At 64.8% G+C, this 22,672-nt stretch carries 22 protein-coding genes and 2 pseudogenes; 16 read left to right on the top strand and 8 right to left on the bottom strand.

Going from position 1 to position 22,672, the window contains the following annotated elements:
* Positions 1 to 11 precede the first annotated feature (11 nt).
* The 10 genes and pseudogenes from dsbD to T8T21_RS20525 all read left to right on the top strand — a co-directional run bounded on the left by dsbD (position 12) and on the right by T8T21_RS20525 (position 9,012).
* A complete protein-coding gene (dsbD, locus tag T8T21_RS20570; RefSeq protein WP_322338326.1) occupies positions 12 to 1,850 on the top strand; it encodes a protein-disulfide reductase DsbD in 1,839 nt (612 codons plus the stop codon).
* The gene (locus tag T8T21_RS20565) at positions 1,847 to 2,665 is read left to right on the top strand and encodes a TlpA disulfide reductase family protein (protein ID WP_322338325.1); all 819 of its coding nucleotides are present in this window, start codon (positions 1,847 to 1,849) and stop codon (positions 2,663 to 2,665) included. Before dsbD ends, T8T21_RS20565 begins: the two co-directional genes overlap by 4 nt.
* Positions 2,662 to 3,414: a L,D-transpeptidase gene (locus tag T8T21_RS20560; RefSeq protein WP_322338324.1), complete on the top strand. Its 753-nt coding sequence runs from the start codon at positions 2,662 to 2,664 to the stop codon at positions 3,412 to 3,414. Before T8T21_RS20565 ends, T8T21_RS20560 begins: the two co-directional genes overlap by 4 nt.
* Positions 3,411 to 4,043 (top strand): DsbA family protein, encoded by a 633-nt coding sequence (locus T8T21_RS20555; protein ID WP_322338323.1) that lies wholly within the window; start codon positions 3,411 to 3,413, stop codon positions 4,041 to 4,043. The genes T8T21_RS20560 and T8T21_RS20555 overlap by 4 nt, the downstream gene beginning before the upstream one ends.
* Positions 4,044 to 4,120: 77 nt before the next feature.
* Positions 4,121 to 4,522: pseudogene (locus T8T21_RS20550) on the top strand (L,D-transpeptidase); the annotation flags it as partial.
* 153 nt (positions 4,523 to 4,675) lie between these two features.
* Entirely contained in the window at positions 4,676 to 5,932 is a 1,257-nt protein-coding gene (istA, locus tag T8T21_RS20545; RefSeq protein WP_322336893.1) for an IS21 family transposase, read from the top strand.
* Positions 5,929 to 6,774: an IS21-like element helper ATPase IstB gene (gene istB / locus T8T21_RS20540; protein ID WP_322336894.1), complete on the top strand. Its 846-nt coding sequence runs from the start codon at positions 5,929 to 5,931 to the stop codon at positions 6,772 to 6,774. The genes istA and istB overlap by 4 nt, the downstream gene beginning before the upstream one ends.
* 57 nt (positions 6,775 to 6,831) lie before the next feature.
* Positions 6,832 to 7,023, top strand: a pseudogene (locus T8T21_RS20535) (L,D-transpeptidase); the annotation flags it as partial.
* A 99-nt stretch (positions 7,024 to 7,122) separates the two neighbouring features.
* On the top strand, positions 7,123 to 8,079 hold the full coding sequence (locus T8T21_RS20530) for an MBL fold metallo-hydrolase (protein WP_322338322.1): 957 nt from the start codon (positions 7,123 to 7,125) through the stop codon (positions 8,077 to 8,079).
* Positions 8,080 to 8,499: 420 nt separating this feature from the next.
* A complete protein-coding gene (locus tag T8T21_RS20525) occupies positions 8,500 to 9,012 on the top strand; it encodes a L,D-transpeptidase family protein (protein WP_322338321.1) in 513 nt (170 codons plus the stop codon).
* Between the two features lie 3 nt (positions 9,013 to 9,015).
* Here T8T21_RS20525 and phnE read toward each other — a convergent pair whose 3' ends face one another.
* The 4 genes from phnE to T8T21_RS20505 are packed head-to-tail and all read right to left on the bottom strand — an operon-like array spanning position 9,016 to position 13,308.
* On the bottom strand, positions 9,016 to 9,774 hold the full coding sequence (gene phnE / locus T8T21_RS20520) for a phosphonate ABC transporter, permease protein PhnE (RefSeq protein WP_407660162.1): 759 nt from the start codon (positions 9,772 to 9,774) through the stop codon (positions 9,016 to 9,018).
* Positions 9,774 to 10,556, bottom strand: coding sequence for a phosphonate ABC transporter ATP-binding protein (locus T8T21_RS20515; protein WP_322338319.1), 783 nt, complete (start codon positions 10,554 to 10,556; stop codon positions 9,774 to 9,776). The genes phnE and T8T21_RS20515 overlap by 1 nt, the downstream gene beginning before the upstream one ends.
* Complete coding sequence (locus T8T21_RS20510; protein WP_322338318.1) at positions 10,553 to 11,428, bottom strand: phosphate/phosphite/phosphonate ABC transporter substrate-binding protein; 876 nt, start codon at positions 11,426 to 11,428, stop codon at positions 10,553 to 10,555. Before T8T21_RS20510 ends, T8T21_RS20515 begins: the two co-directional genes overlap by 4 nt.
* The gene (locus T8T21_RS20505) at positions 11,428 to 13,308 is read right to left on the bottom strand and encodes a cytochrome c peroxidase (protein ID WP_322338317.1); all 1,881 of its coding nucleotides are present in this window, start codon (positions 13,306 to 13,308) and stop codon (positions 11,428 to 11,430) included. Before T8T21_RS20505 ends, T8T21_RS20510 begins: the two co-directional genes overlap by 1 nt.
* Before the next feature lie 92 nt (positions 13,309 to 13,400).
* On the opposite strand from T8T21_RS20505, the gene mntR reads away from it, so the two are divergent.
* Positions 13,401 to 13,871 carry a manganese-binding transcriptional regulator MntR gene (gene mntR / locus T8T21_RS20500; RefSeq protein WP_407660161.1) on the top strand — a complete coding sequence of 157 codons (471 nt, stop codon included), beginning with the start codon at positions 13,401 to 13,403 and terminating at the stop codon, positions 13,869 to 13,871.
* A gap of 277 nt (positions 13,872 to 14,148) precedes the next feature.
* Here mntR and T8T21_RS20495 read toward each other — a convergent pair whose 3' ends face one another.
* The 4 genes from T8T21_RS20495 to T8T21_RS20480 form a co-directional block, all read right to left on the bottom strand.
* Positions 14,149 to 15,063, bottom strand: a complete 915-nt coding sequence (locus tag T8T21_RS20495) for a cation diffusion facilitator family transporter (RefSeq protein ID WP_322338316.1) — start codon at positions 15,061 to 15,063, stop codon at positions 14,149 to 14,151.
* Positions 15,053 to 15,790 carry a transglutaminase-like domain-containing protein gene (locus tag T8T21_RS20490; RefSeq protein ID WP_322338378.1) on the bottom strand — a complete coding sequence of 246 codons (738 nt, stop codon included), beginning with the start codon at positions 15,788 to 15,790 and terminating at the stop codon, positions 15,053 to 15,055. Before T8T21_RS20490 ends, T8T21_RS20495 begins: the two co-directional genes overlap by 11 nt.
* 106 nt (positions 15,791 to 15,896) lie before the next feature.
* On the bottom strand, positions 15,897 to 16,223 hold the full coding sequence (locus T8T21_RS20485; protein ID WP_322338315.1) for a YnfA family protein: 327 nt from the start codon (positions 16,221 to 16,223) through the stop codon (positions 15,897 to 15,899).
* On the bottom strand, positions 16,220 to 16,648 hold the full coding sequence (locus tag T8T21_RS20480) for a MerR family transcriptional regulator (protein WP_021693922.1): 429 nt from the start codon (positions 16,646 to 16,648) through the stop codon (positions 16,220 to 16,222). The genes T8T21_RS20485 and T8T21_RS20480 overlap by 4 nt, the downstream gene beginning before the upstream one ends.
* Before the next feature lie 212 nt (positions 16,649 to 16,860).
* Between T8T21_RS20480 and T8T21_RS20475 the strand changes: the two genes are divergently transcribed.
* From T8T21_RS20475 to T8T21_RS20455, 5 genes are all read left to right on the top strand, one after another.
* Positions 16,861 to 17,001: a hypothetical protein gene (locus tag T8T21_RS20475; RefSeq protein ID WP_322338314.1), complete on the top strand. Its 141-nt coding sequence runs from the start codon at positions 16,861 to 16,863 to the stop codon at positions 16,999 to 17,001.
* Positions 16,998 to 18,365: a M23 family metallopeptidase gene (locus tag T8T21_RS20470; protein ID WP_322338313.1), complete on the top strand. Its 1,368-nt coding sequence runs from the start codon at positions 16,998 to 17,000 to the stop codon at positions 18,363 to 18,365. Before T8T21_RS20475 ends, T8T21_RS20470 begins: the two co-directional genes overlap by 4 nt.
* A 35-nt stretch (positions 18,366 to 18,400) precedes the next feature.
* On the top strand, positions 18,401 to 19,183 hold the full coding sequence (locus T8T21_RS20465) for a ZIP family metal transporter (protein WP_322338312.1): 783 nt from the start codon (positions 18,401 to 18,403) through the stop codon (positions 19,181 to 19,183).
* Between the two features lie 85 nt (positions 19,184 to 19,268).
* Positions 19,269 to 21,581 (top strand): heavy metal translocating P-type ATPase, encoded by a 2,313-nt coding sequence (locus tag T8T21_RS20460; RefSeq protein ID WP_322338311.1) that lies wholly within the window; start codon positions 19,269 to 19,271, stop codon positions 21,579 to 21,581.
* Positions 21,578 to 22,588: a sodium:calcium antiporter gene (locus T8T21_RS20455; protein ID WP_322338310.1), complete on the top strand. Its 1,011-nt coding sequence runs from the start codon at positions 21,578 to 21,580 to the stop codon at positions 22,586 to 22,588. The genes T8T21_RS20460 and T8T21_RS20455 overlap by 4 nt, the downstream gene beginning before the upstream one ends.
* The last annotated feature ends 84 nt before the right edge of the window (positions 22,589 to 22,672 follow it).

Here is a 22,672-nt window from a genome sequence, read left to right as displayed (position 1 = left end):
ATCCGGGCGCCATGACACGGACCCTTTCATACCCCGCCGCCCTGCGGCGCGCCATCATCGCCCCGCTCCTCGCGGCGCTGTCCCTCGCCCTTTTCGCCGCCGCCGCCCTTGCACAGAGCGGCGACGCCTTCGGCCGGCAGTCGCCGCCGATGGACCCGCGCGAGGCCTTCGCGCTCGAGGTCTTGCCGCAGCCCGATGGCAGCCGTCTGCTGCGCTGGGACGTTGCCGAGGGCTACTACCTCTACCGCGAATACCTCGCCGCCGAGACCGAGGACGGGACATCGCTGCCCCTCGAGACCGAGCCCGGCGTCACCAAGGACGACCCGACCTTCGGCACCGTCGAGGTGTATTTCCATGGCGCCGAGGCGCGGCTCGGCGCGGCGGAAGGCCCGGTGCGTGTGACCTACCAGGGCTGCCAGGAGGACGGGATCTGCTACCCGCCGGTCACCGACACCCTGCCCGCGATCGAGGCTGCGGCCACGCCGCCCGCGCCAGGACCTGCCTCCGTCAAAGACCCGGCGACATCCATGGCATCGGAAAGTGGCATCATCCTTGCCAATGAGGGCGGCCTGCTCGACGGGCTGAGCGCCCGTGGTGGGCCGCTTCTCGTGCTGGCGGGCTTCTTCGGCTTCGGGCTGCTGCTCGCCTTCACGCCCTGCGTCTTCCCGATGTTCCCGATTCTCGCGGGGCTGCTGGCCGGACAGGACGGCACGGTCGGCGCCAGACGCGGCGCGCTGCTCTCGGGCACCTACGTGCTGGCGATGGCGGCGGCCTTCGGCCTGCTGGGCCTCATCGCCGCGTGGTCGGGCCAGAACTTGCAGGTGGCGCTGCAATCGCCCTGGGCCGTGGGCGTGGTCGCCGTGGTCTTCGTGGCGCTGGCGCTGTCGATGTTCGGCCTCTACGAGATGCGGCTGCCGCAGGCCTGGACGGGTCGGCTGTCGGGCATCGGTGCGGGCCGGGGCGGCACGCTGGGCGGGGCCGCGGCGCTCGGCTTCACCTCGGCGCTGATCATGGGGCCCTGCGTGACGGCGCCCCTGGCCGGGGCGCTCCTTTACATCGCGAGGACCGGCGACGCGTGGCTCGGTGCGGGCGCGCTTTTCGCGCTCGGTCTGGGACAGGGCGTGCCGCTCCTGATCGCGGGCACCTTCGGCGCGCGGATGCTGCCGCGCGCGGGGGCATGGATGGAGGGCGTGAAGGCCGCCTTCGGCGTCGTCTTCCTCTGCATGGCGATCTGGCTCGGCGGCCGGCTGCTGCCCGGCCCCGTCACGCTGGCGTTCTGGGCGGCGCTGCTGCTTGGTTCAGGCGTCTTCGTCGGCGGGCTGGACCGGCTGGAGCCGGGCTCGGGCGCGGTGCCGCGCATCCGGAGGACCGTCGGTCTCGCCGCGATCCTCGCCGCCGTGCTCATGGGCCTCGGGGCGGCGAGCGGCGCGGAGGACCCGATGCGCCCGCTGGCCGGTCTGCGCCCGGCCGAGGCCGCGCCCGGTGTCGCCGATAACGAGATCGCCTTCACCCCCGTCACCTCGGTGACGCAGCTCGACGCCACGCTCGCAGGGAGCGACGGGCCGTCGATGATCTACGTCACCGCCGACTGGTGCGTCACCTGCAAGGTGATTGAGCGCCGCCTCTGGCCCGACCCGGCGGTCCGCGAGGCGCTGGCAGGCACCACGCTCATCACCGCCGACCTGTCGGAGTTCGACGCCGAGGGGCAGGCACTGCTCGATCACCTCGGCTCGGTCGGCCCGCCCACCATGGTGTTCCTCGACGCCGAGGACCGCGAGGCGCCGGGCAGCCGCTTGATCGGCGAGCCGGGCCTGGAGGAGGTCGTGGCCTCGGCGCGGACGATCCGATGAACGCGGTGGCCATCGGCCCGCTGGTGTTCTCCGGCGAGCGATTCCTCGCCGTGATCGCGGTGCTCGTCTTCATCGGCGTCGCCGAGATCGCCGCGTGGCGCCGCCCCGCCCAGGCCGAGGCGCTGCGGCGCTGGTCGCTCATCGCCGTCCTCGGCTGGGTGATCGCGGCGCGCGCGGGTTTCGTGGCGATACAGTTGGACAGTTTTCGCGCTGCGCCGCTCGACGCGTTGAAGCTCTGGCAAGGCGGCTTCGCACCGCAGGCGGGCCTGTTCGGGCTGGGCCTCGCGCTTTTCGCGGCGCTGCTGCGCCACCCCAGGGCCGTGACGCCGTTGCTGCTGGCCGTCACCCTCGCGGGAACGGGGGTCGCGGTGGCCCGGGCCGCGCTGCCCGACGAGACGCGCGGACGCCTGCCCGCGATCCATCTCGCGGAACTGTCAGGCCGCCCGTTCCCGCTCGCCGAGACGGCGGGGCAGCCGCTTGTCATCAACCTCTGGGCCAGCTGGTGCCCGCCCTGCCGCCGCGAACTGCCGATGATGATGGAGGTCGCCGCCGAAACGAAGGGGGCGCAGATCCTCTTCGCCAACCAACGCGAGGCGACGCAGGTGATCGAGACCTACCTCGCGGGGCAGTCGCTGGGCACGACCGGCATGCTGCGCGACCCGGAGGGCGCGCTGATGGAGGCGTTCGGCCTGCTGGGCCTGCCGACCACCCTGTTCTTCGACGCCGAGGGAAGGCTGCGGGCCGCCCATACCGGCGAAATCTCCCGCGCGCAGCTCCGCGCGGGCCTCGACGACCTCGAAAGGACCACCCCATGACCGGAACCACCCGCCCCCGGCGGCTGGCGTCGCTGGCGCTGCTGCCGCTTCTGGCGGCCTGCGCCGCTGCCCCAACGCCCGAACCCACCGCTCCTCCCGAAGCCGAACCCATGCTCCCCGCCGAGGTCCGGGCGATGTATGCGGCGGTGGAGGACGAGGGCGAGGTCATTCCCGCCGTGCCCGAGCAGTATCTCGACGAACGCAACCGCCGCCAAGAGGTCGATTACTGGACCGACGAGGCGCCCGGCACCATCGTCGTCGATCCGCATGCGCGGTTCCTCTACCTCGTGATGGAGGGCGACCGGGCGATGCGCTACGGCGTCGCGGTGGGCGACCAAGGGCGCGGCTTCTCGGGCGAGGGCAACATTCCCTTCACCCGCGAATGGCCGCGCTGGACGCCGACGCCCAACATGCTGCGCCGCGATCCCGACCTCTACGGGCCCCATGCCGGTGGCATGGAGGGCGGCATCGACAACCCGCTCGGCGCGCGGGCGCTCTACCTGTTCAAGGACGGGCGCGACACGCTCTACCGCATTCACGGCACCAACGACCCATGGTCGATCGGCAAGGCCACCTCGGCCGGCTGCATCCGCCTGTTCAACCAGGACATCATCGACCTGCACGAGCGCGCCCGCGCGGGCGCCAAGGTCGTGGTGCTGAGCGAAGCCGACAGCGGCAAGGGCACGGTGCCGCCGGGCACACCCCTGTCCACTCCCAAGCAGACGACCAACCAAGGAGAGACCACATGACCACCCTCACCCGCCGCACCGCGCTCACCGGCGGCCTGCTCGCCCTGGGCGGCACCACGCTCTGGACCGCGACGCGCCCGGCGCGCGCGCAGGAGCAGCCGCTGCGCCCGACCATCGACGAGGTGATGTTCGACCCCGCCAACCCGGTGCTCGGCAACCCCGAGGGCGACGTCACCATCGTCGAGTTCTTCGATTACCAGTGCCCCTACTGCAAGGCGAACCACCCGGTCCTGAACGAGGTGGTCGAGGCAGACGGCAATGTCCGGCTGGTGATGAAGGACTGGCCGATCTTCGGCGCGCCCTCGGTGCGCGCGGCTCAGCTGGCGCTCGGCGCGGCCTCGCTCGGATCCTACCTGACCGCGAACGACGCGCTGATGGCGACCGAGGGGCGGCTCGACGACACGCTGATCGAGGAGACGCTCGCCGAGGCCGGGCTCGACGTTACGGCGCTCGACGCCGCCTATGGCGAGAACCGCGACAAGTGGGATGGGCTGCTCACCCGGAACGGCGCGCAGGCAGCAGCCTTCCAGCTGCGCGGCACGCCCGCCTTCATCATCGGCACGGTGATCTACCCCGGCGCGATGGACAAGGCCGGGCTCGAGGACGCAATCGCGATGGCGCGCGGCTGAGCCTCCTTAAGGCTGGGATAAGGCGACCGTGGTCGACCTGTCCCGGCCTCCCAACCAAGAGCAGGACCACAGGCAAGATGAGCACCACCCCCACCCGCCGGCAGGCGCTTCTTGGCGCGGCTGCCGCCGCGACCGCGCTGGCCACCCCTTCGCTGTTGCGCGCACAGTCCGCACGGCCTCCCGTGCAGGCCCCCGTGCAGCGCAACGTGTCGAGCTTCCGCACCCAGTATTGGCGGGATCACTTCGACACGCTTGGCGTCGCCACCATCGTCGCCGACACCCAGTCGCGCGCGCTGCACTACTGGAACGCCGATGCCTCCGACTACCGCGTCTTCCCCACCTCGATTCCGATCTCCGAGGACCTGACCAAGCGCGGCTACACCGAGATCGTGCGCAAGAAGGTCGGCCCCGACTGGACGCCCACGCCGAGCCAGGTCGAACGCAATCCCGAATTGCGCTACATGCCGCCCGGGCCCGACTGTTAGTGCCGGACGTATTCTCCCCAAAAGTGCCGTTTGAAAATTCCCCAGCTTACCGGGTTTGAGCGCCAAGCTGTGGGGGGCATGCCCCCCACAGCTTGGCAGCGGCCACATCGCATCACCTGATCATGCCGACCGGAATGGAGGCGACGGGTGATCAGACTTGGGGAAGTTGTCATGATCCATGACTTGAAACGGCAGGGGCTTTCGATCTCTGCCATCGCCCGCAAGGTCGGGCTCGACCGCAAGACAGTGCGCAAGCACCTGGAGGTCGGCGTGACCGCACCGGTTTACGGTCCGCGCGCACCGCGGCCGCGGCTCCTTGAGGGGTTCGAGCCCTATCTGCACGAACGGATCCTTGCCTATCCCGACCTGTCGGGACGGCGGCTGCTAAGGGAGATCCGTGGAATGGGGTATGACGGGGGCTACACGGCCGTCACCGACTACCTTCGCGAAGTGCGTCCGGGTCGGATAAAGCCCTTCGAACGCCGCTTCGAAACCCCGGCCGGTCGTCAGGGTCAGGTCGACTTCGCCCAGTTCCGGGTCGAGTTCACCGATGAGCCCGGCGTGGTGCGGATCGTCTGGCTGTTCACCATGGTGCTTGGCCACAGCCGCTGGCTCTGGGGACGCTTCTGCGCCACGCAGGACCTGCAAACGGTGATGCGCTGTCATATCGATGCCTTCACCGCCATGGGCGGGGCACCGCAGGAGCTGCTCTACGACCGAATGAAGACGGCGGTGATCGACGAGGACGCCGAAGGGGTGATCACCTACAACAGCTCGCTGGTCGCGCTACTCACGCATTACGGCGCGCTGCCAAGAGCGTGCCGCCCTTACCGGGCCAAGACCAAGGGCAAGGTCGAGCGTCCCTATCGCTATGTGCGGCAGGACTTCTTCCTCGCCCGGACCTTCCGCAACATGGACGACCTGAATGCCCAGTTCGAGGACTGGCGCACGACCATCGCCAACTCCCGCCTCCACGCAACGACCCGGCGGATCGTCAATGAGCATTTCGCCGAAGAGCACCCACATCTGACCGCGTTGCCGGTCATCCCCTACAGCGCCGTCTTGACCGTGGAGCGGCGCGTGAGCCACGAGGGCATGGTTTCGGTGGGCGGCAATCTCTACAGCGTGCCGGACGCCACCCGCAAACGCGTGGTCGAAGTCCAGAACCATCCGCGCGAGATCCGCATTTTCGAGGACCGCGTGCTGATCGCCGTGCATCCGGTGCTGGAGGGCAAGAACCAGCGGCGGACCGATCCCAGTCACCGCAAACCCGTGCCGCCGAGACCGCCTGAGCTTTTGATGCCTGCCATGCCAGGACGGGTGACAGAGGTGGGGCGTCGACCGCTCGCCTTCTACGATGCCGTCGCCAAGCGGATGGCCTCAGGCGAGGGGCTGCGGAAATGACCGAAATCCTCGACCGCATTCGTGCCAGCCTTGTCGGCTTGCGCATGACCCGGGCGCTCGAGGCGCTCGACCATACCCTCCGCCGGCTCGAGCGCGGCGAGATCACCGCCATCGAAGCCATCGACGGCCTGTTGGCGGAGGAACATGTCACGCGTGAAGGGCGCAGAGTGACCGTCGCGGTGAAGACCGCGCGACTGATGCCGATCAAGACGCTCGAGAGCTTCGACTTCTCCTTCCAGCCTTCGCTCGATCGCGGGCGAATTCTGGCGCTGGCGCAACTCCACTTCATCGAGCGGGCGGAAGTCGTGCATCTGCTCGGCCCTCCGGGCACCGGAAAATCCCATCTCGCAACTGCCTTGGGCGTCGAGGCCGTCAGGGCCGGCAAGCGGGTCTACCGCGCCAGCCTGGCTGAGATCATCGACGCGCTCAGTCGGGCCGAGCGCGACGGCCGCTTGCCGGAAAAGCTCCGCTTCTTCAGCCGCAACAGCCTGCTCATCGTCGACGAGATCGGCTACCTGCCCATCACCCCTGGTGGCGCGAACTTGTTCTTCCAGCTGGTCAATCACCGCTACGAGAAGGGCGCTATGATCCTGACTTCGAACCGCGGCTTTGCCGAATGGGGCGAAGTGTTCGGCGACCCGGTCGTTGCGACCGCGCTGCTCGACCGCCTCCTGCACCATGCGATCGTCGTCCAGATCGAAGGCGCTAGCTACCGCTTGCGGGCCCATGCCGACCTCATGCCCGAACATACCCGCGCTCACGCTGCCATCGCGCCGCCTCCGCAGCCAAAACGCCGAGGGCGCCCCCCGAAAGACGGGAGGATCGATCAACTGCACGGCTGATCACCGCACCCGGAAACTGGGGAATTTTACTTCGGCACTTCTGGGGAAACTTCAGGCGGCGTTGACACCGACAACCCGCTTGGCACCCATGCGATGTATCTGAGTTGGCCCGCCTACCTGATCCACGGCACGCATGACACCCGCAAGATCGGGCGGCCCTCCTCGGATGGCTGCATCGGTCTCTACAACGAGATGATTGCCCAGCTCTTCGCCATCACCCCGGTCGGCACGCAGGTCCGCATCATCTGAACACCTGCGGGTGGTAAAGGCTGGACCAACGCCACCCGCCACACCATCCTCGCCCGCGAGACGACCCGCCCATCCCGCGGAGCGGAGGAGAGGACTTCCATGAGACATATCCCCGGCCTGCTGGCCGTCTTGGCGCTGTTCGCCGCCACCGAGGCACTGGCCGACGAGGACATCGCGGATCAGTATCCGGGCTCGCTGCTCTACGCCAAGCCGGTGGAGTTCCTCCCCGGCGTCTGGACCGCCACCGGCGCCACCGCGCCGCCGACCTACGAGAATGCCGGGCACAACAACAATCTGAGCTTCATCGTCACCGGCGACGGGGTGGTGGTGGTCAACGCGGGCGCCAGCCGCGGTCTGGCGCAGGCGCTGCACGACGAGATCCGCACGGTGACCGACCAGCCGGTGAAGCTGGTGATCGACGAGAACGGACAGGGCCACGCGATGCTCGGCAACGGCTACTGGGTCGACGAGGGCGTGCCGGTTCTGGCCCATACGGAGGCAGCGCGCGCCTTCGAGGAGGACGGCGACGCTTCGTTCCTGGCAGGCGAGCGGCTGCTGCGCGACCGGTTCGAGACGACCCGCCTTCAAGGCCCGACCGAGACGTTCGAAGAAAGCTACACCGTGCCCTTCGGAGATTTCCCGATCGAGGTGCTCTACCTCGGCCCGGCCCACAGCCCCGGCGACATCGTGGTCTGGCTGCCCGAGCAGAAACTGGTGATCTCGGGCGACATGGCGTTTCACGAGCGCATGCTGCCGGTCTTCGCCGACACAGACACCCGTGGTTGGATCGAAACATGGGAAACCGCCTTCGAGCCGCTGGGAGCGACTTATGTCATCCCCGGACACGGCCACCCGACCAACATGGACCAGGTGCGGCGCTATACCCGCGACTACCTCGTCTGGCTGCGCGAGAAGATCGGCGCGCATCTCGACGCAGGCGGCGATCTGGCGGATGCCTATTACGTCGACCAGAGCCCCTACGCGCATCTCGACACCTTCGACGAGCTGGCGACGAAGAACGCGGGCCGGGTCTTCGAGCAGATGGAGTTCGAGTAATTTCTACAAATACCGAGCAAAAGCCTTACAGCACTTTGCCCCAATGTCTGGAATGCACAGGGAGCGGTCGCTTTAGGATCCAATCTCGGCTTGCTTGAAGCGGGCGCGACCGGCCCATGGCCAACTTTGGACATACTCGCGACGAATGGCAGATCCGAGCCCAAATTGCTTGCCGATAGAGCGGAAGCCTTCGTCGCTGCAGTATGATTTAGGCCGGCAGAAACGATCCCAAGCCGACTTTCGTGTCCCGCGCAGCGAAGGTCGACTTTTGCGACTTAACCTGCAACGAGCCAGATCTGCCAGCAGCCGGGGCACTTTCCCGGGTGCTGACCGGATGCTTCAACCCACAGGCCTTGAGCCATCACATTTGTCACGGTAGTGCCAGAAGTCGAACAGACCTCACATGATAGGCCGCGAACAATGGCAACTACCAGATTTGCGCGACGTGCCGTGTTGTTGGGCGGGCTGGCCGCTTTCCTGTCTGGCTGTGCCGGGAAGTTTCGATCATATAACGGACCCGCTGTAACCCGGTTACGAATTTACAAGGAGCAGCGGTTACTGCTGCTTGACGGCGCGGATGGTGTCTTGAAGACCTACCCCATCGGTCTGGGTTTCGCACCCGAAGGCCACAAACAGTTCGAAGGGGATGGGCGGACGCCGGAGGGCTCGTATCTGATAGATCGGCGGAATCCGAAAAGTCTCTTTCATCTCTCCATTGGCATTTCCTATCCAAACGAGGCCGACATTGCTTTTGCGGAGGCGCTTGGTCGGTCTCCCGGGAAAGACATATTTATCCATGGTGGCCCGAGACCCGGGGTCGACCCCACGGATGTCCGCGACTGGACGGCAGGCTGCATCTCTGTGTCGGACCGTCAGATCGAAGAAATCTATGCCATGGTGCGGAACGGCACGCCCATCGACATCTACGCCTGACGATCAGACAAAGCGACGCCGCAAAGCGACGTTGAGGGCTTCGATGGCAGCCACCATGATGACAACTGCGAGTGTCACACTGGCCGCCTTGTCGTATTGGAACGAGCGCACGTAAGTCTGAATGTAGAAGCCGATCCCGCCCGCTCCGACGATGCCCAGGATCAGAGACTCTCGAAGGTTGAGCTCGAAACGGAAAATCGTGTCTCGAACGACGACGGGGGCCATCTGTGGCCAGACCGCATGTCGGAGACGCACCAGCGGCCCGGCACCCGCGCTTTCGAGCGCCGCGACGGGCGCGCGAGACACCCCGTCGATCGCTTCGGCATAGAATTTGGCCAACATGCCGGTCGCATGAAAGGCCACAGCGATGATTCCGGGCAGCGGACCCAGGCCGACGGCACCGACCATAAGCATTGCCACAAGGATCAGCGGAATGGCTCTGACGAAGGCGAGAAGCATCCTAACCGGCCGATAGAGCGCAGGCGATACCATCGTTTCGGACGCGAGTATGCCGAGCGGGGCTGATAGGATCACCGCCCCCAGGGAACCCAAGATTGCAATCCTGAGCGTTTCTGCGCTGCCCTTTAGGATTTCTTTCATCACGGTCGGATCTGGGGGGAACATCCGACCGAGGAATTCGGCTATTCGCGGCCCGGCCGACAAGAAGCGCGACAGTTCGACGTCGGTCGTCATGAAAGACCACACGATGGCACCGGAAACCAACGCGCTGGTCGCGAGACCGCCAAACCCGCGCGACCGCATCAGGAAACCGCTCGCAGGGCGACACCCGGCATAGGCTCTGTATGCCGGTAGAGATCCTCGGTCGCGTCCTCACTGAGCTCGGAGGTGGGAACGTCGAAGACGATCCGTCCGCCGCTCATACCGATGATGCGTCGTGCGAAGCGACGCGCCAGACTGGGCTGATGCGACGAAAACATCGCCGTTGCCCCGCGCGCCCTCGCCGCATTGGTCAGCAACGCCAAAACCTCGGCAGCCCGCGCGGGGTCGAGGCTGCTGACCGGTTCGTCAGCGAGGATAAGCCGAGGCTCCTGGGCCAGACACCGTGCGATGGCGACGCGCTGCCGCTGCCCGCCGCTGAGACTGTCCACCCTGCGCTCGGCGAGATCGGCGATGCCGCAGTCGGCAAGCGCGGCGAGCGCGGCCTTCAGATCATGTGCAGCCGGTGAGCCGAACAATGCGCGCAAGGTCGACATGCGCCCCAACCGGCCATTGAGAACGTTCCGCAAGACGCTGGACCGTTCGACGAGGGCATACTCCTGAAACACGAAGCCAGTATCGGGGCGACGTGCGCGGTGCGGTGGTCGGTCAGGATCAAGGGGCGCATCCAACACTGAGGCTCGCCCCCGCCAGCCTTGAAGCCTGCCGTCGAGCAGCGTAAGGAGTGTCGTCTTGCCTGCACCGGAAGGTCCAAGCAGAGCGACGCTTTCCCCCGTGGAGATGCCCAGGGAAATTCTTTCGAGAGCCGGGAAATCGGAACCTGGATGGGCAAAGTTCAGGTCGTCTATCTGCACGGCAAGGCTCATTTCAGCAGACCGTATTGCCTGGCCAAGTCGCGCACTCTTTCGTAGGCGGCGGGATCGGCCCTGACGTAGCCATCGGGCCCGTAGAGGAACCGTAGTTTGTCGCGGTGCTCAGGCTTGTTCAACAGCATCATGGCATCGACGAACCGCGTTCGCAGGCTTGCATCCAGGCCTGGGCGAGCGATCACCACGTGGCTGGGGATGGCTTCGCTCTCTGCGATCCAAGTAACCTGCGCCTGTTGCTCTGGCGTGAGAAGGAGGTCGGCATATTGACTGGCGCCCGCCGCATCGACCAGCCCCTCGGCCATTGCCTGCATGGCCTGCTGATAACCACCCGCGAAGAAAACTCGTCCAAAGAATGCATCGGCGGCTTCCGGGCGATCAATCAACCCCGCGCGCTCGAACTCGGAAAGCGGATAAAGATAGCCCGATTCCGATATCGGATCTGCGAAGGCGATGTCCCTGCCACGCAGGTCGGCAAGCGATTTGATACCGGCGTCACGCCGAACGAAGACACGTCCGGTGTAGTTCGGAGCGCCGCGGTAGACCTCAGATAGAAGTGGGATCGCGTTGATCTCGGCCTCTGCCAGAACGAAGGGGAGCGCCCCCATAAAGGAGATATCCGCATCGCCGTTCCTCAACGCTTCCACAGCGGCGGCATGGTCGATAGAGACGAACCCCTCGACGGCTGCACCGATCTGCTCGGTCAGCCAGCCGGTGATGGCTTCGATATCACCAAGCAGCTTTTCCGGATTTTCCTGCGGGATGAAGGCAATGCGCAGCGTGATATCCTGCGCGGCAAGGGGGGGCGCCACGAACAAGCTGCTCGCTCCAGCCAAAGCCAGAAACGTCCTTCGATTCAATCCTGTAGTCATTAGAAGGCCCTTTCGTCGATCGCCTTGGCATCCGACTTGAAAGCCGCCCAGCTCGCTTCGGCAGCCTCCCAGTTATCGCTTCGCACGGCAGTTCCGACCTCATTCAGTTTCTCGACAAGAGCATAGACATCCGGCCGGGCGGCAAGGTTGGACATGGTGCTGGCGTCCGCCGCGAGATCCGCGGCCACAGTGTCGGTGAGGAGCAGGATATGCTCTGCATCCCTCCGCGGGATCAGCGTGTCGAGTGTCGAGGCGAACGTCGTGAGTTCGGAGAATGCCAGACGGAAGGCAGTGTTCTCTGTATCGAATGCCTCATAGGGTTCATCCGCCGCCCCTACTGCCTCGAGATACGCGGTCAGATCGGCGCGCTCCGCCATGCTCAGCTGAAGCGACTTCTGCTCGTTGAACCAGTCCACCACAGCAGCCAAGGTTGGCAGCGATCCATCGTGGAAATAAGGCGCTGTATAGACGGTGCCGAGCAGCGTAGGGGTATCCAATGCACCGGCGCGGGCGCCTTCGTAAGCCGGCGAGACCGACCCGATGTCATGTGCCTGGCGATCCAGGAAGTTCGCATCCGGAACATGGCAGCTGGCGCATGATCGGTCGCCAAGACCGGAGAAAGGTCGATTGAAGATCGCTTCCCCGCGTTGGGCGGCTTCGGGGGCCGATGCGGTCAACCTGCCCTCGGATGTCAGCATCGAGTTGGGCAGGAAATCGAATTCGAGCATGTAGGCGACCAGCGCGTCCAACATGAAAGGTGTAGGCTCGTCTCCGCCGAACTCGTTGACGATCACGTTGCGGCTAAAGTCACGCAAGGAGGCGAAGCGGCCATCGCGACCGTAAGGTCCTGTGAAGCGCAGGCCGCGCAGGCTCGGGATGTCGAGCGGGTCGTCGCGCCGGTCGTTGAAGATCGGATTGAAAAAAGCGCCATCCACGTCGATCGCACCGGGCTGGTGGCTGGCGCCGGGGATGAAGAGCCGCTGATTCACATCGGAGCGATTGTGACAAGTCGAGCACGCAATCCCGAGATCACGCGCAGGACTGCCGAAGATCTGCGCACTGTCGAACAGCATATCGCCGAAGGCAACGAGCGGCAGGTCCGTTTCGTCGATACCCTGCTCTTCAAAGTTGAGCACAAGCAACGGCAGAGGGTCCTGATCGAAGATATCCGAGCCGGGCGGCAGGCTCGGCGGCAAATCGATTGATCTGCCACTGATCGCCGCCGTTTCCGGCAAAGCGCTCAGGGCATCCCGTGCCACGAACGCGTCAACCAGGTAGTTATCTTCAAGATAATTCGAGATGACGGGGCGCGCGACCACCATTGCTTCGGTATGTGTGGGTTTCGCACCTGTGCCAAGAAGGCCAGACGAGCCCGCGCTGCTGGCAAGTTCCAGCCAGGCGCGACCGATACGTCTCGCAGCCTCGGGATCGGCCGCGGCAATGCCGTCCGCGAAGGCCCGATAGAGTTCGCGGGCCTCCCGCACCGCCCCCTGGGCGGTCACCGGGCTTTCAGCCTTGATGGCCCGATCCAACTCTTCGTCGATCCGGCGCGCGATCAGCCGTGTCGCCTCGGCAAAGACCGCGTGCCGATCCTGGCGCGAAATCGCGTCCATGAGGAGGTCGGGCTCCAGCTCGCTTGTGTCGTCCAGACGCGCCAATGCCCCGCTTGAAAACTCCGATCCGGGGTAAGGTTGGGTCCAGGCTTCCTCTACCTCCTCCCATGGCAACGGCTCGAGATTGCCCAGAAAAAGCGTCAACCGATATGCGGCCGCCTCAGGGAGCCAGGGGGCTTCCTTCGCTGGGGTTGCAGAGACCGGCTCCGATAAGCCGGATACCCCTGCAAATGCGACAAACAGGGAAAGAAGGAGTCTCGGGATCATGGAAGCCTCCAGCCCAAAAGTTAGACAAGGCTAACATAGGTGCTCACGGCTAACAAGTTGTCAATGCCGCTTCCTCGCTGCAAGGTCGGAGGATGAAGAAGATGCCAACACATGGGCGTGTTACGCCCGATGCCACCGACAGAGGCGCCAAAGCGCAAGCGGAAGGCTTCGCCACCGTGCGTCAGGCCCACGAGAGCGAAATGGCCGAGGACTATGTCGAACTGATTGCCGAACTGATCGAATTACAGGGAGAGGCGAGACCAGTGGATATCGCTGAGCGCCTCGGAGTGAAGCCGCCCACGGTCACCAAGAACATCTCGCGCCTGAAAGATGCAGGGCTCGTTTCCCGCGAACGCTATCGAGCTATCTTTCTCACGCCGGCAGGGCAGAAGCTGGCAGAAGCCTGCCGCAAACGCCACCGCATCGTGGTTGCGTTTCTCCTCAGCCTTGGCATTGATGAGGACACCGCAGAGCGCGATGCCGAGGGGATCGAGCATCATGTCAGCGAGAGCACCTTGGAGGCCTTCGAAAGAGCGACAAGTCGCTTTGAAGAGAAGTTCTGATGTCCGAGAAACGACAGGAACACGATAAAGCTCGAGCCATGCATGGCCCTTAGGATCTAACAATATTCGCTCGACCGGCTTATGGGTAGCTTCGAGAGCGTCGAAGCTACCCATACCCGAAAGGCCTGCGCAACTCACAATCTTCGCCCCTTCGATCGCCAGAGTCATTCTTCCGACCGGAATGCCAATTGGTTCACCGCGAGGGCGGCTACATCCATCGATTAAACTTGGTTGACATGAAATTCAGGGACTGGCTTTCAGTCTGAGCCACCTTGGATCACCCGTGCCCATACAACTCGGCGTCCCTATGCGAATTTCTCTCGTCCTCGAATTCAAGACTTGAATGAGAAATGCCGAAATCATCCTTCAATCGACGCTTGATTTCGGCTTTCACGGCCTCGATGCTCTCCCAGCTCAAATCATTTAGAACCACATGACAGTCGAGGGCGACCTCATGCTCCTGCATCTGCCACAGATGCACGTGATGGACATCCCTGACGCCCTCGGTTTCCCGCATCGCCTGGACCACAGCGTCACTATCAATCTCCGGGGGGTTGCCGAGCATCAGGGTCCGGATCGGGCCGCCGATCTCGGTCAGCGCCAGATAGAGAATATACAACGCGATGCCGATGGTGATGGCAGGATCGACCCAGCGCAGGTCGTAAAGGAGGATCAGCGTGCCGCCGATGATGACCGCGACAGAAGCGAGCGCATCCGAAAGATTGTGCAGGAACAGTGCCCGGATGTTCACGCTGCCCTTCTGCATCGAGTAGGTGAGACCCGCTGTCAGCGCATCGATGATCAATGCGATCCCGCCGAGGATGACGACCGTCCAGCCGCGCACCTCGGGCGGATCGATCATTCGCATGCCGCCTTCGTAGATCAGGTAGAAACCGACGAGAATGAGAGTTGTGTAGTTGATGAGGGCGGCCACGATCTCGATCCGCCCATAGCCGAAGGTCATCGTCGAATCCGCGGGCCGGCGCGCGATCTTTCGGGCGGCGAAAGCGATGACGAGCGAGGCCATGTCCGAGAAGTTGTGCAGCGCATCCGCGATCAGCGCGAGGCTGCCGGCGAATATGCCACCCACGATCTGCGCCACGGTCAGCAGGGCATTGGCCCATATGGCTATGGAAACACGCCGATCCCCGGATTCGGGATCGAGATGCGCGTGGCTGTGATCATGCGGCATGTCCATGCTCCTTCCGTAAACCTTTCCTCTCGGCACCAAGGCCAGGCACCGGGGGAACATCACCATTCCGGATCTTGCGCACCCGCGCGTTCATCCAATAGCGGATCGCATGGCGATACAGCCTCTCCTGGAAACGGCCGATCGCCTGTTTGCGGTTCTCGAAAAAATCGTCGGGTGAAGCGAAGGTTCCAAGATCGCGGGCAATACCGGTTTTCTGGATGTAGGTATCCTTACCGGTCCACTGGACGTGCGGCGCACCAAGGCGATCCGTGCCGACACCATAGCCACACAGATCATTCTGGTCCGGGAAAGCGGCTCGGATCGCCTGAAGATATGGACTGTCGAGAATGAACCCTTCGAGGTTCAGCCAATCGCCATCCAGTTCGACTTCCACCCAAGAATGAAGGATTTCTGCGGGAGCCCATGGATAGACCGCCTCCGGCACCACGCCACGCTGAAGCGTCTTGTGAATCGTGAACCCGTGCAGCCTGCATGGCACTCCCACACCGCGCAGGAGTGCCATTAACAAGGTGGCCTTGGTATTGCACTGGCCAAAGCCGTCCCGCAGCACGTCGCTGGCCGAAATGTCATCTGCTCGATTGTAGCCGAAGAGAATGTCGTCGCGCACGAAATCGTAGATGGCGCCGATCCGATCGGCTTGCGGCAAACTTGCCCAACCCCGTTCCTCGATCAGGGCGGCGATGGCAGGCACTTCGAAATCCAACATCGGGGTGGTCGCCGTCAAGCAGGTGGCAGTTTGCACGAACTCTCTCCACGAATCGTTGGGAGGAGAGGTAGCTCCTACAGTGACTGTAGCTTCAAGGCTTTTTCGCTCACGTGCCGCGTGGCGCCGCGAGAATGATCATTGCACCCGTCAGGCTCACCATCGTCCCGACGAGATCCCACCGATCGGGACGGTGCCCCTCGGCCATCCACATCCAGAGCACCGATGCGGCGATGTAAATGCCGCCATATGCCGCGAAGGCCCGCCCTGCCGTGGACGTCTCGACCTGTGCGAGCAACCAACCGAATAGCGCCAATGAGACCATGCCGGGCAAGAGCCAAAGTGGCGAAGCGCCAAGCCGCCACCAAGCCCAGACGGCAAAGCATCCCGCGATCTCGGCGATGGCGGCCAGCGGATAGGCGATGCCGGCACTCAAGCGCCGATGCCCTCGTGGTCCGTCAGGCACTCCGAGTGATCGCGCAGAACTTCGAGCACGCGGCAATCGGCCGCTCGCCCGCCGCTGCATTCCTCGATCATGCGTTCCAGCTCCAACCGCAGCACCTCGAGCCGGGCCACGCGCTGCTCGACCTGCTTGAGTTGGCGCCGGGCGATGGCATCCGCCTCCTCGCAGGAGCGGGCAGGATGATCGCTGAGGTCGAGCAGTTCGCGGATCGCATCGAGCGAGAAGCCAAGCTGCCGGGCGTGACGTATGAAGGACAGGCGGTCGAGTTCGGCATCGCCATAGCGGCGCTGGCCGCCATCGGTCCGCCCCGGTTCGGGCATCAGGCCGACTTGCTCGTAATAGCGGATCGTCTGCACTTTTGTGCCCGTCTTCTTCGCCAGATAACCGATCGTCAGCATCGTCGCACTCCAAACCTATACTCTTCGTAGGTTTGGGGCGGCGGTTTGGCAAGCTGATGCTGCAGGATCACAAAATGCTTTGCTTGGTTCACGGAAATGGGGGTTGAACCTCCAGTAGGTCGAGGTTTTAGCAGTGCGCTGAAACCTCTGGAATCGGTCCGCCACGGGCCGATTGCACCCCGCATTGGCCCTTCGCAGGAACAAGACAGCATATGACCAGCCATATGGAGAATGCCGACCTGTCCGAGATAACGGACCCTTCTGTCGTTTGCGCTCGCTTTTCCCTGCTGGAACAGCTCAACGCGACCGACATTCCCGTAGCCTTGCGCTACGCCAGCAAGGGTTTGGCATGAGGTTGCGCTATTGGGCCGCGGGGGCTGCGGCACTCGGTGTTTCGACGGGTATCCTCGTATACCCGACTCTGGTTCCGACGGAGGCGGCGCCGCCGGCCCTGACTGTGATCGGTGACTGGGCGCCTGCCCCCATCGCGTCACCGCCGATGGCTCAGGACAACCCGGTCGAAGTCTCTGCGGAGCATGATGTTGCACCCGTCGCCATGCCGTTGGCCCTCCCCGAGGTGTTGGTGGCCGAAACTGCCCCGCCGGAGATGGCGCCGTCACGTGCTGTATGGTCGCGTGAGATTGCTGCGGGCGAGACGCTGGACGCGGTCCTGATGGACGCTGGTCTCGAGGCAGCGGACCGCGCAGAGGTCGCCCTTGCGATGGGCGTCGAATACGACCTGCGCAAGCTCCGCCCCGGTCACGTCGTTTCCGTCATGACGACCGACCTTGGCGCCCCGCAGCGGGTCACGCTGGAGGTCGATGACGGCACCCGTATCGAGGCAACCTTCGGGGATCGATTGGCCACCCGTGTCGTCTCACCGGAGCCCGAGGTCGAGATCGTGGCCGGACAAGCCGAAGTCGTGACCTCGATTTCCTCGGCGCTTGCGGAGACGGGCATTCCGGCCCGTTTTGCCGTCGATCTCGCGCAGATACTTGGCGGCACGGTGGATTTCCGTCGTGAGCTCAGTGGCGGCGAGACCCTGCGCCTGCTTTGGCGAGAGTCGAGGGTGGAGGACGCTGTCATCGGCGAACCTCGGCTGGCCTTCGCATCTCTGGATGTCGGGGACGCTCTCTACGAGGTGGTCTGGCCAGACGATGAAAGCGGCCGTGCTACCATTTATCTTGATGGAGAGGTGCTGCGGGTTTTCGCCCCGCCCGTGCAGGGTGCACGACTTTCCTCCGTCTTTGGAAAGCGCACCCATCCGGTTTATGGCAATGTGCGAATGCACACCGGTGTCGACTTTGCCGCCGCTCGGGGGACGCCCGTGAATGCCACGGCCCCCGGGCGCATCGCCTATGTGGGCTGGCGCGGCGGCTATGGCCGGGTCGTCGAGATCGCGCATGGCTCGGACACCCTGACCCGCTACGCCCATCTCAGTGAGGTGCCGGACGGGTTGGCGCGGGGGCAGCGCGTCGCCGCAGGCGATACCATCGGCCTCGTAGGTGCCACCGGCACGGCAACCGGTCCGAACCTGCATTACGAGGTGCGTGTGAACGGCCGCCCCACAGATCCGTTGTCGGACGAGCGTCTGGCTCAAGCGACCGATGGGGCCGACGATGCTGGCAAGGCGCTGACCCGCCTCCTGAACGCGCGGTCCCGGCTCGAAGCCCGCTTGCTGCAACAGCCTGAACACGTCGCGACCGGCAGCCTCTGACTGTCTCCATTCCCGCTCAAACAAGGATCTCGATGATGGAGCAGATGTCCCCGCTCGCCCTCGGCGTCGTGGGCAGCCTTCTGGCCGGCGCCATGACTGCGATCGGTGCAAGCCCCGTGCTGCTTGGCCAGATCCCGTCGCGCGCCACGCGCGACCTCGCACTCGGCTTCGCCGCAGGCGTCATGCTCGCGGCATCGTTCTTCTCGCTGATCATCCCGGCGCTCGATGCGGCCGAGACCCGCTTCGAGAACGACGCGGCACCGGCGGCTATCGTCTGCGCGGCAATCCTGTTGGGAATCGGCGCCGTGGCATGGATGAACGAGCGTTTGCCGCATGAACATTTCAGCAGCGGACGGGAGGGCCCCGAAGCCGCATCCCTCAGGCGGGTCTGGCTCTTCATCTTCGCGATCACGATCCACAATGTCCCGGAAGGCCTCGCAGTCGGCGTGGGCTTCGGGGCCGATGGCCTCTCGGGAGGACTGCCGCTCGCCTTGGGCATCGGTCTCCAGAACGCCCCCGAAGGGCTTGCCGTGGCGGTCTCTCTTCTCGGCGAAGGGTATGACAAGGGCCGGGCCTGGACCATCGCCGCGCTGACCGGCCTCGTGGAACCGATCGGTGGTGCCCTCGGCGCGGGCGTGGTCTCGCTGGCCCAGCCGCTCCTTCCCTGGGGTCTGGCATTCGCGGCGGGCGCAATGATCTATGTCATCAGCCACGAGATCATCCCCGAGACCCACCGCCGAGGGCATCAGAACAAGGCGACATTCGGCTTGTCGATCGGGCTTGTCCTCATGCTTTTCCTCGATGTCTGGCTTGGCTGACCGAAACGGGCCAAGAGGCTTGAAGCTACAGCCGCTGTAGGACGTATGCCGAACGCAATTTGGGAATCACGGCGGGGAGAACGCCATGGCGGACGACGATTTGCGACACCACGAGTGGCGGGTGACGGGCATGGATTGCGGCTCCTGCGCCGCAAAGGTGCGCGGAGCCGTTGGGCGCCTTCCGGGCGTGTCTGATGTCGATATCGCCCTGATGGCCGAGCGACTGCGATTGACCCTCGACGAGGGAGAGACCCTTCCGGCACAAGTCGAGACGGCGGTGCGAGCCGTCGGCTTCGGGATCGCGCCCAAAGGTGCGGCGCCCGAGAGGCCCGAAGGCGGCTTCGTCCTTCCGAATGAAGCTTTTCCTGACATGGTGCAGGAGGACGACGTTCGCGACGAGACCGTAGGGCAGCCCGCGGGGCCCGGCGGCACATCCTGGTATCAGACGTCGAAGGGACGGCTGGTGATTGGCACCGGCGGGCTGCTGGCTGTCGCCGCAGCCTCGCACCTGATCGTGCCGACCCACGTTTCCAAATGGGCCTTCATCCTCGCAACGCTCATCGGCCTCGCACCGATCACGCGGCGGGCCGTCGCCATGCTTCGGACGGGCATGCCCTTTACCATCGAGATGCTCATGACGATCGCCGCCACGGGAGCCCTCGTGATCGGCGAGGCGGAAGAGGCCGCGCTTGTCGTGTTTCTCTTCGCGGTGGGCGAGATGCTCGAAGGTCTCTCCGCCAACAAGGCGCGGGAAGGCATTCGCGCGCTATCGCGGCTCGTGCCGAAAGTGGCACTTCTCGAGACCGGGGGGCGCATGCGGGAGGTGCCGGCACAGGCGCTCCGGGTGGGCCAGACCGTGCTGGTCCGCCCGGGAGACCGCGTCCCCTGCGACGGCGAGGTGATCGAAGGGACCTCGGGGGTCGACGAAAGCCCCGTGACCGGCGAAAGCGTGCCGCGTCTCAAGGAGCCGGGCACAGCGGTTTTTGCCGGATCGATCAACACCGAGGCGGCCTTACGCGTGCGGGTGACGAAGGCGGCCCAGGACAACACCATCGCGCGCATCGTGCGTCTCGTCGAGGAAGCCGAAAGCGCGCGGGCCCCGACCGAGCGTTTCATCGACCGCTTCAGCAGGGTTTACATGCCCGCCGTGGTGGGCGCGGCAATTCTGGTCGCTCTGGTGCCACCCCTCGCCTTCGGCGCGGCGTGGCAGGACTGGGTCTATCGTGCCCTTGCCCTGCTGCTCATCGGCTGCCCCTGCGCGCTGGTGATCTCGGTGCCGGCCTCGATATCCTCGGCCCTGTCGACCGGGGCCCGCCAAGGCCTGTTGATGAAGGGTGGCGCCGTAATCGAGGCAGTGGCGCGCACGACGCATGTCGCCTTCGACAAGACCGGCACGCTCACGCAAGGACGGCCCCGCGTGACGGATGTGATTGCCCTGTCTGGAAGCGAAGCGGAGTTGCTGGCGCGCGCGGCCGGCGTCGAAAGCGGGGCCAGCCACCCGCTTGGCCGGGCGATCTGCGCCATGACCGAGGAGCGCGGCATCGACGCTGCCATGACCAGCGCCGCCAAGGCGCTTCCCGGTAAGGGCGCAGAGGCCGTAATCGATGGCAGGGCGATCTCGGTCGGCTCGCCCCGGCTGGCCGAAGAACGAAGCGCGATGACCGACGCAGTGCGCGCCCGGGTCTCGGCCCTCGAGGCTGAGGGCAAGACAGTGGTGCTTGTGCTCGACGATACGATGCCGCTGGGAATCATTGCCTTGCGCGACGAGCCGCGGCCCGATGCCTCTTGGGCGGTCGCCGAACTCCAGAGGCTCGGAATCGAGCCGGTCATGCTCACGGGTGATAACCCCCGCACCGCGCAGGCCATCGCGGGCCAGCTCGGCATCGCGCATCAGGCCGGCCTCATGCCCGAAGACAAGGTCGCCGCCATACGCGACCTGACCTCCGGGGGACGGGTGATGATGGTCGGCGACGGCATCAACGACGCGCCGGCGCTTGCGGCCGCGCATGTAGGCGTCGCCATGGGCTCGGGCACCGACGTGGCGCTTGAAACCGCCGATGCCGCGATCCTGCGCGACCGGGTAACAGACGTCCCGGGCACGATCCGGCTCGCGCGCGCGACGATGTCGAACATCCGTCAGAACATCGTCATCGCTCTCGGGCTGAAGATGGTCTTTCTCCTGACCACGATCCTCGGAATCACTGGCCTGTGGATCGCCATTCTCGCCGATACGGGCGCGACCGTGCTCGTGACACTGAACGCGCTACGGCTGTTGTTCTTCCGGCCGGACAAGGAGAACGTTGCAACAGGACATCCCGACCAAGAGATGTTCCGAGCCGACGGAACTGCCTGTGAGGCCGAGGGTATTGCCTCCCGAAAAGCGCAGAACGTGGTATGAGTGGCGGTCTTCTGATCTGGATGCCGGTGCTATTGGCCGCCGTCTGGGCCGCTCATTGGGGCGCGGAGCATCTGGCGGAGCCTTTGAAGAAGCTACGTCAGCAATGGGGTTTCTCGGTGGCCGCTGGCGGTGCCTTCGTCGGCCTCGGCGCAGCCTCTCCGGAGATCGGCATCAACACCACGAGTGCCCTGCGTGGTGTCGGCGATATCGGTCTGGGCGCGCTTCTGGGGTCGAACGTGGTCGCCATTCCCCTGATGGTGCTGACGGCCTACGCCGCCACTCGCAAGAAGCGCATCGAAGGCCATAACGACCACGCAAAACAGCGGCAGGCGCATTTTCTGGAGATCGATCGCCGGGCCGTCACGGTGCAGGCCCTACCCTATTTGGGGATCATCGCGCTCTTCGCCCTGCTGACGCTGCCTGCGCCCTGGCGTGGCCTCCAGCCCCTCGACGGCTGGCTCCTGTTGCTGGGCTATCTCGCCTATGTCACGCAGGCCCTGTTGCGCGGGCGGAGCGATGGCGAAGAGGTCGAGTGGAGTTCAAAGGAAAAGCGGCTGGCGGCGGCCGGTGTCGCGTCCTTGGCCATTGGCGCCTACTTCACCGTCTTCTCGACCGAGAAGATCGTTGGCGCGTTCGGTCTGTCGAAGATCATCGGCGGTCTTTTCATCACCGCTCCCGTGGCGGCACTGCCGGAGATCTTCGCGACTTGGTATGTCGCCCGCAGCGGACAGATCACGTCGGGCGTCACCAGTGTCATCGGCGATCATGCCGTGACCATGACCCTGGCCTTCATACCGCTGACGATTGTCGGGATGACGATCAATGATTTCCAGCTGTTCTGGGTCACGCTAAGTTTCGTGGCTCTGATGCCCGCCCTCTATGCCGCCTTCATCTGGTGCGGGCGCAAGGGCTTCCGGCTCTGGCAGGTCCTTACCCTGCCGATGGTCTACGTGCTCTACCTTGTCCTGCTTGTCGTCTGGGTGCAGCCCTTCGGCTCAGGCGGGTAAAGCTTTCATCGTCGCACCGCACCGAGTGTGAAAAGTGGAGCCAGAGATGGGCGCACTATTTACGTAGATATTTCACCAGCGCCA

It is taken from the genome of Limimaricola variabilis (genome assembly GCF_034371605.1).
GTDB classification, from domain to species: domain Bacteria; phylum Pseudomonadota; class Alphaproteobacteria; order Rhodobacterales; family Rhodobacteraceae; genus Limimaricola; species Limimaricola variabilis.
The sequence above is the reverse complement of the archived record's forward strand: the minus strand, read 5'-3'. Positions and strand labels throughout refer to the sequence as shown.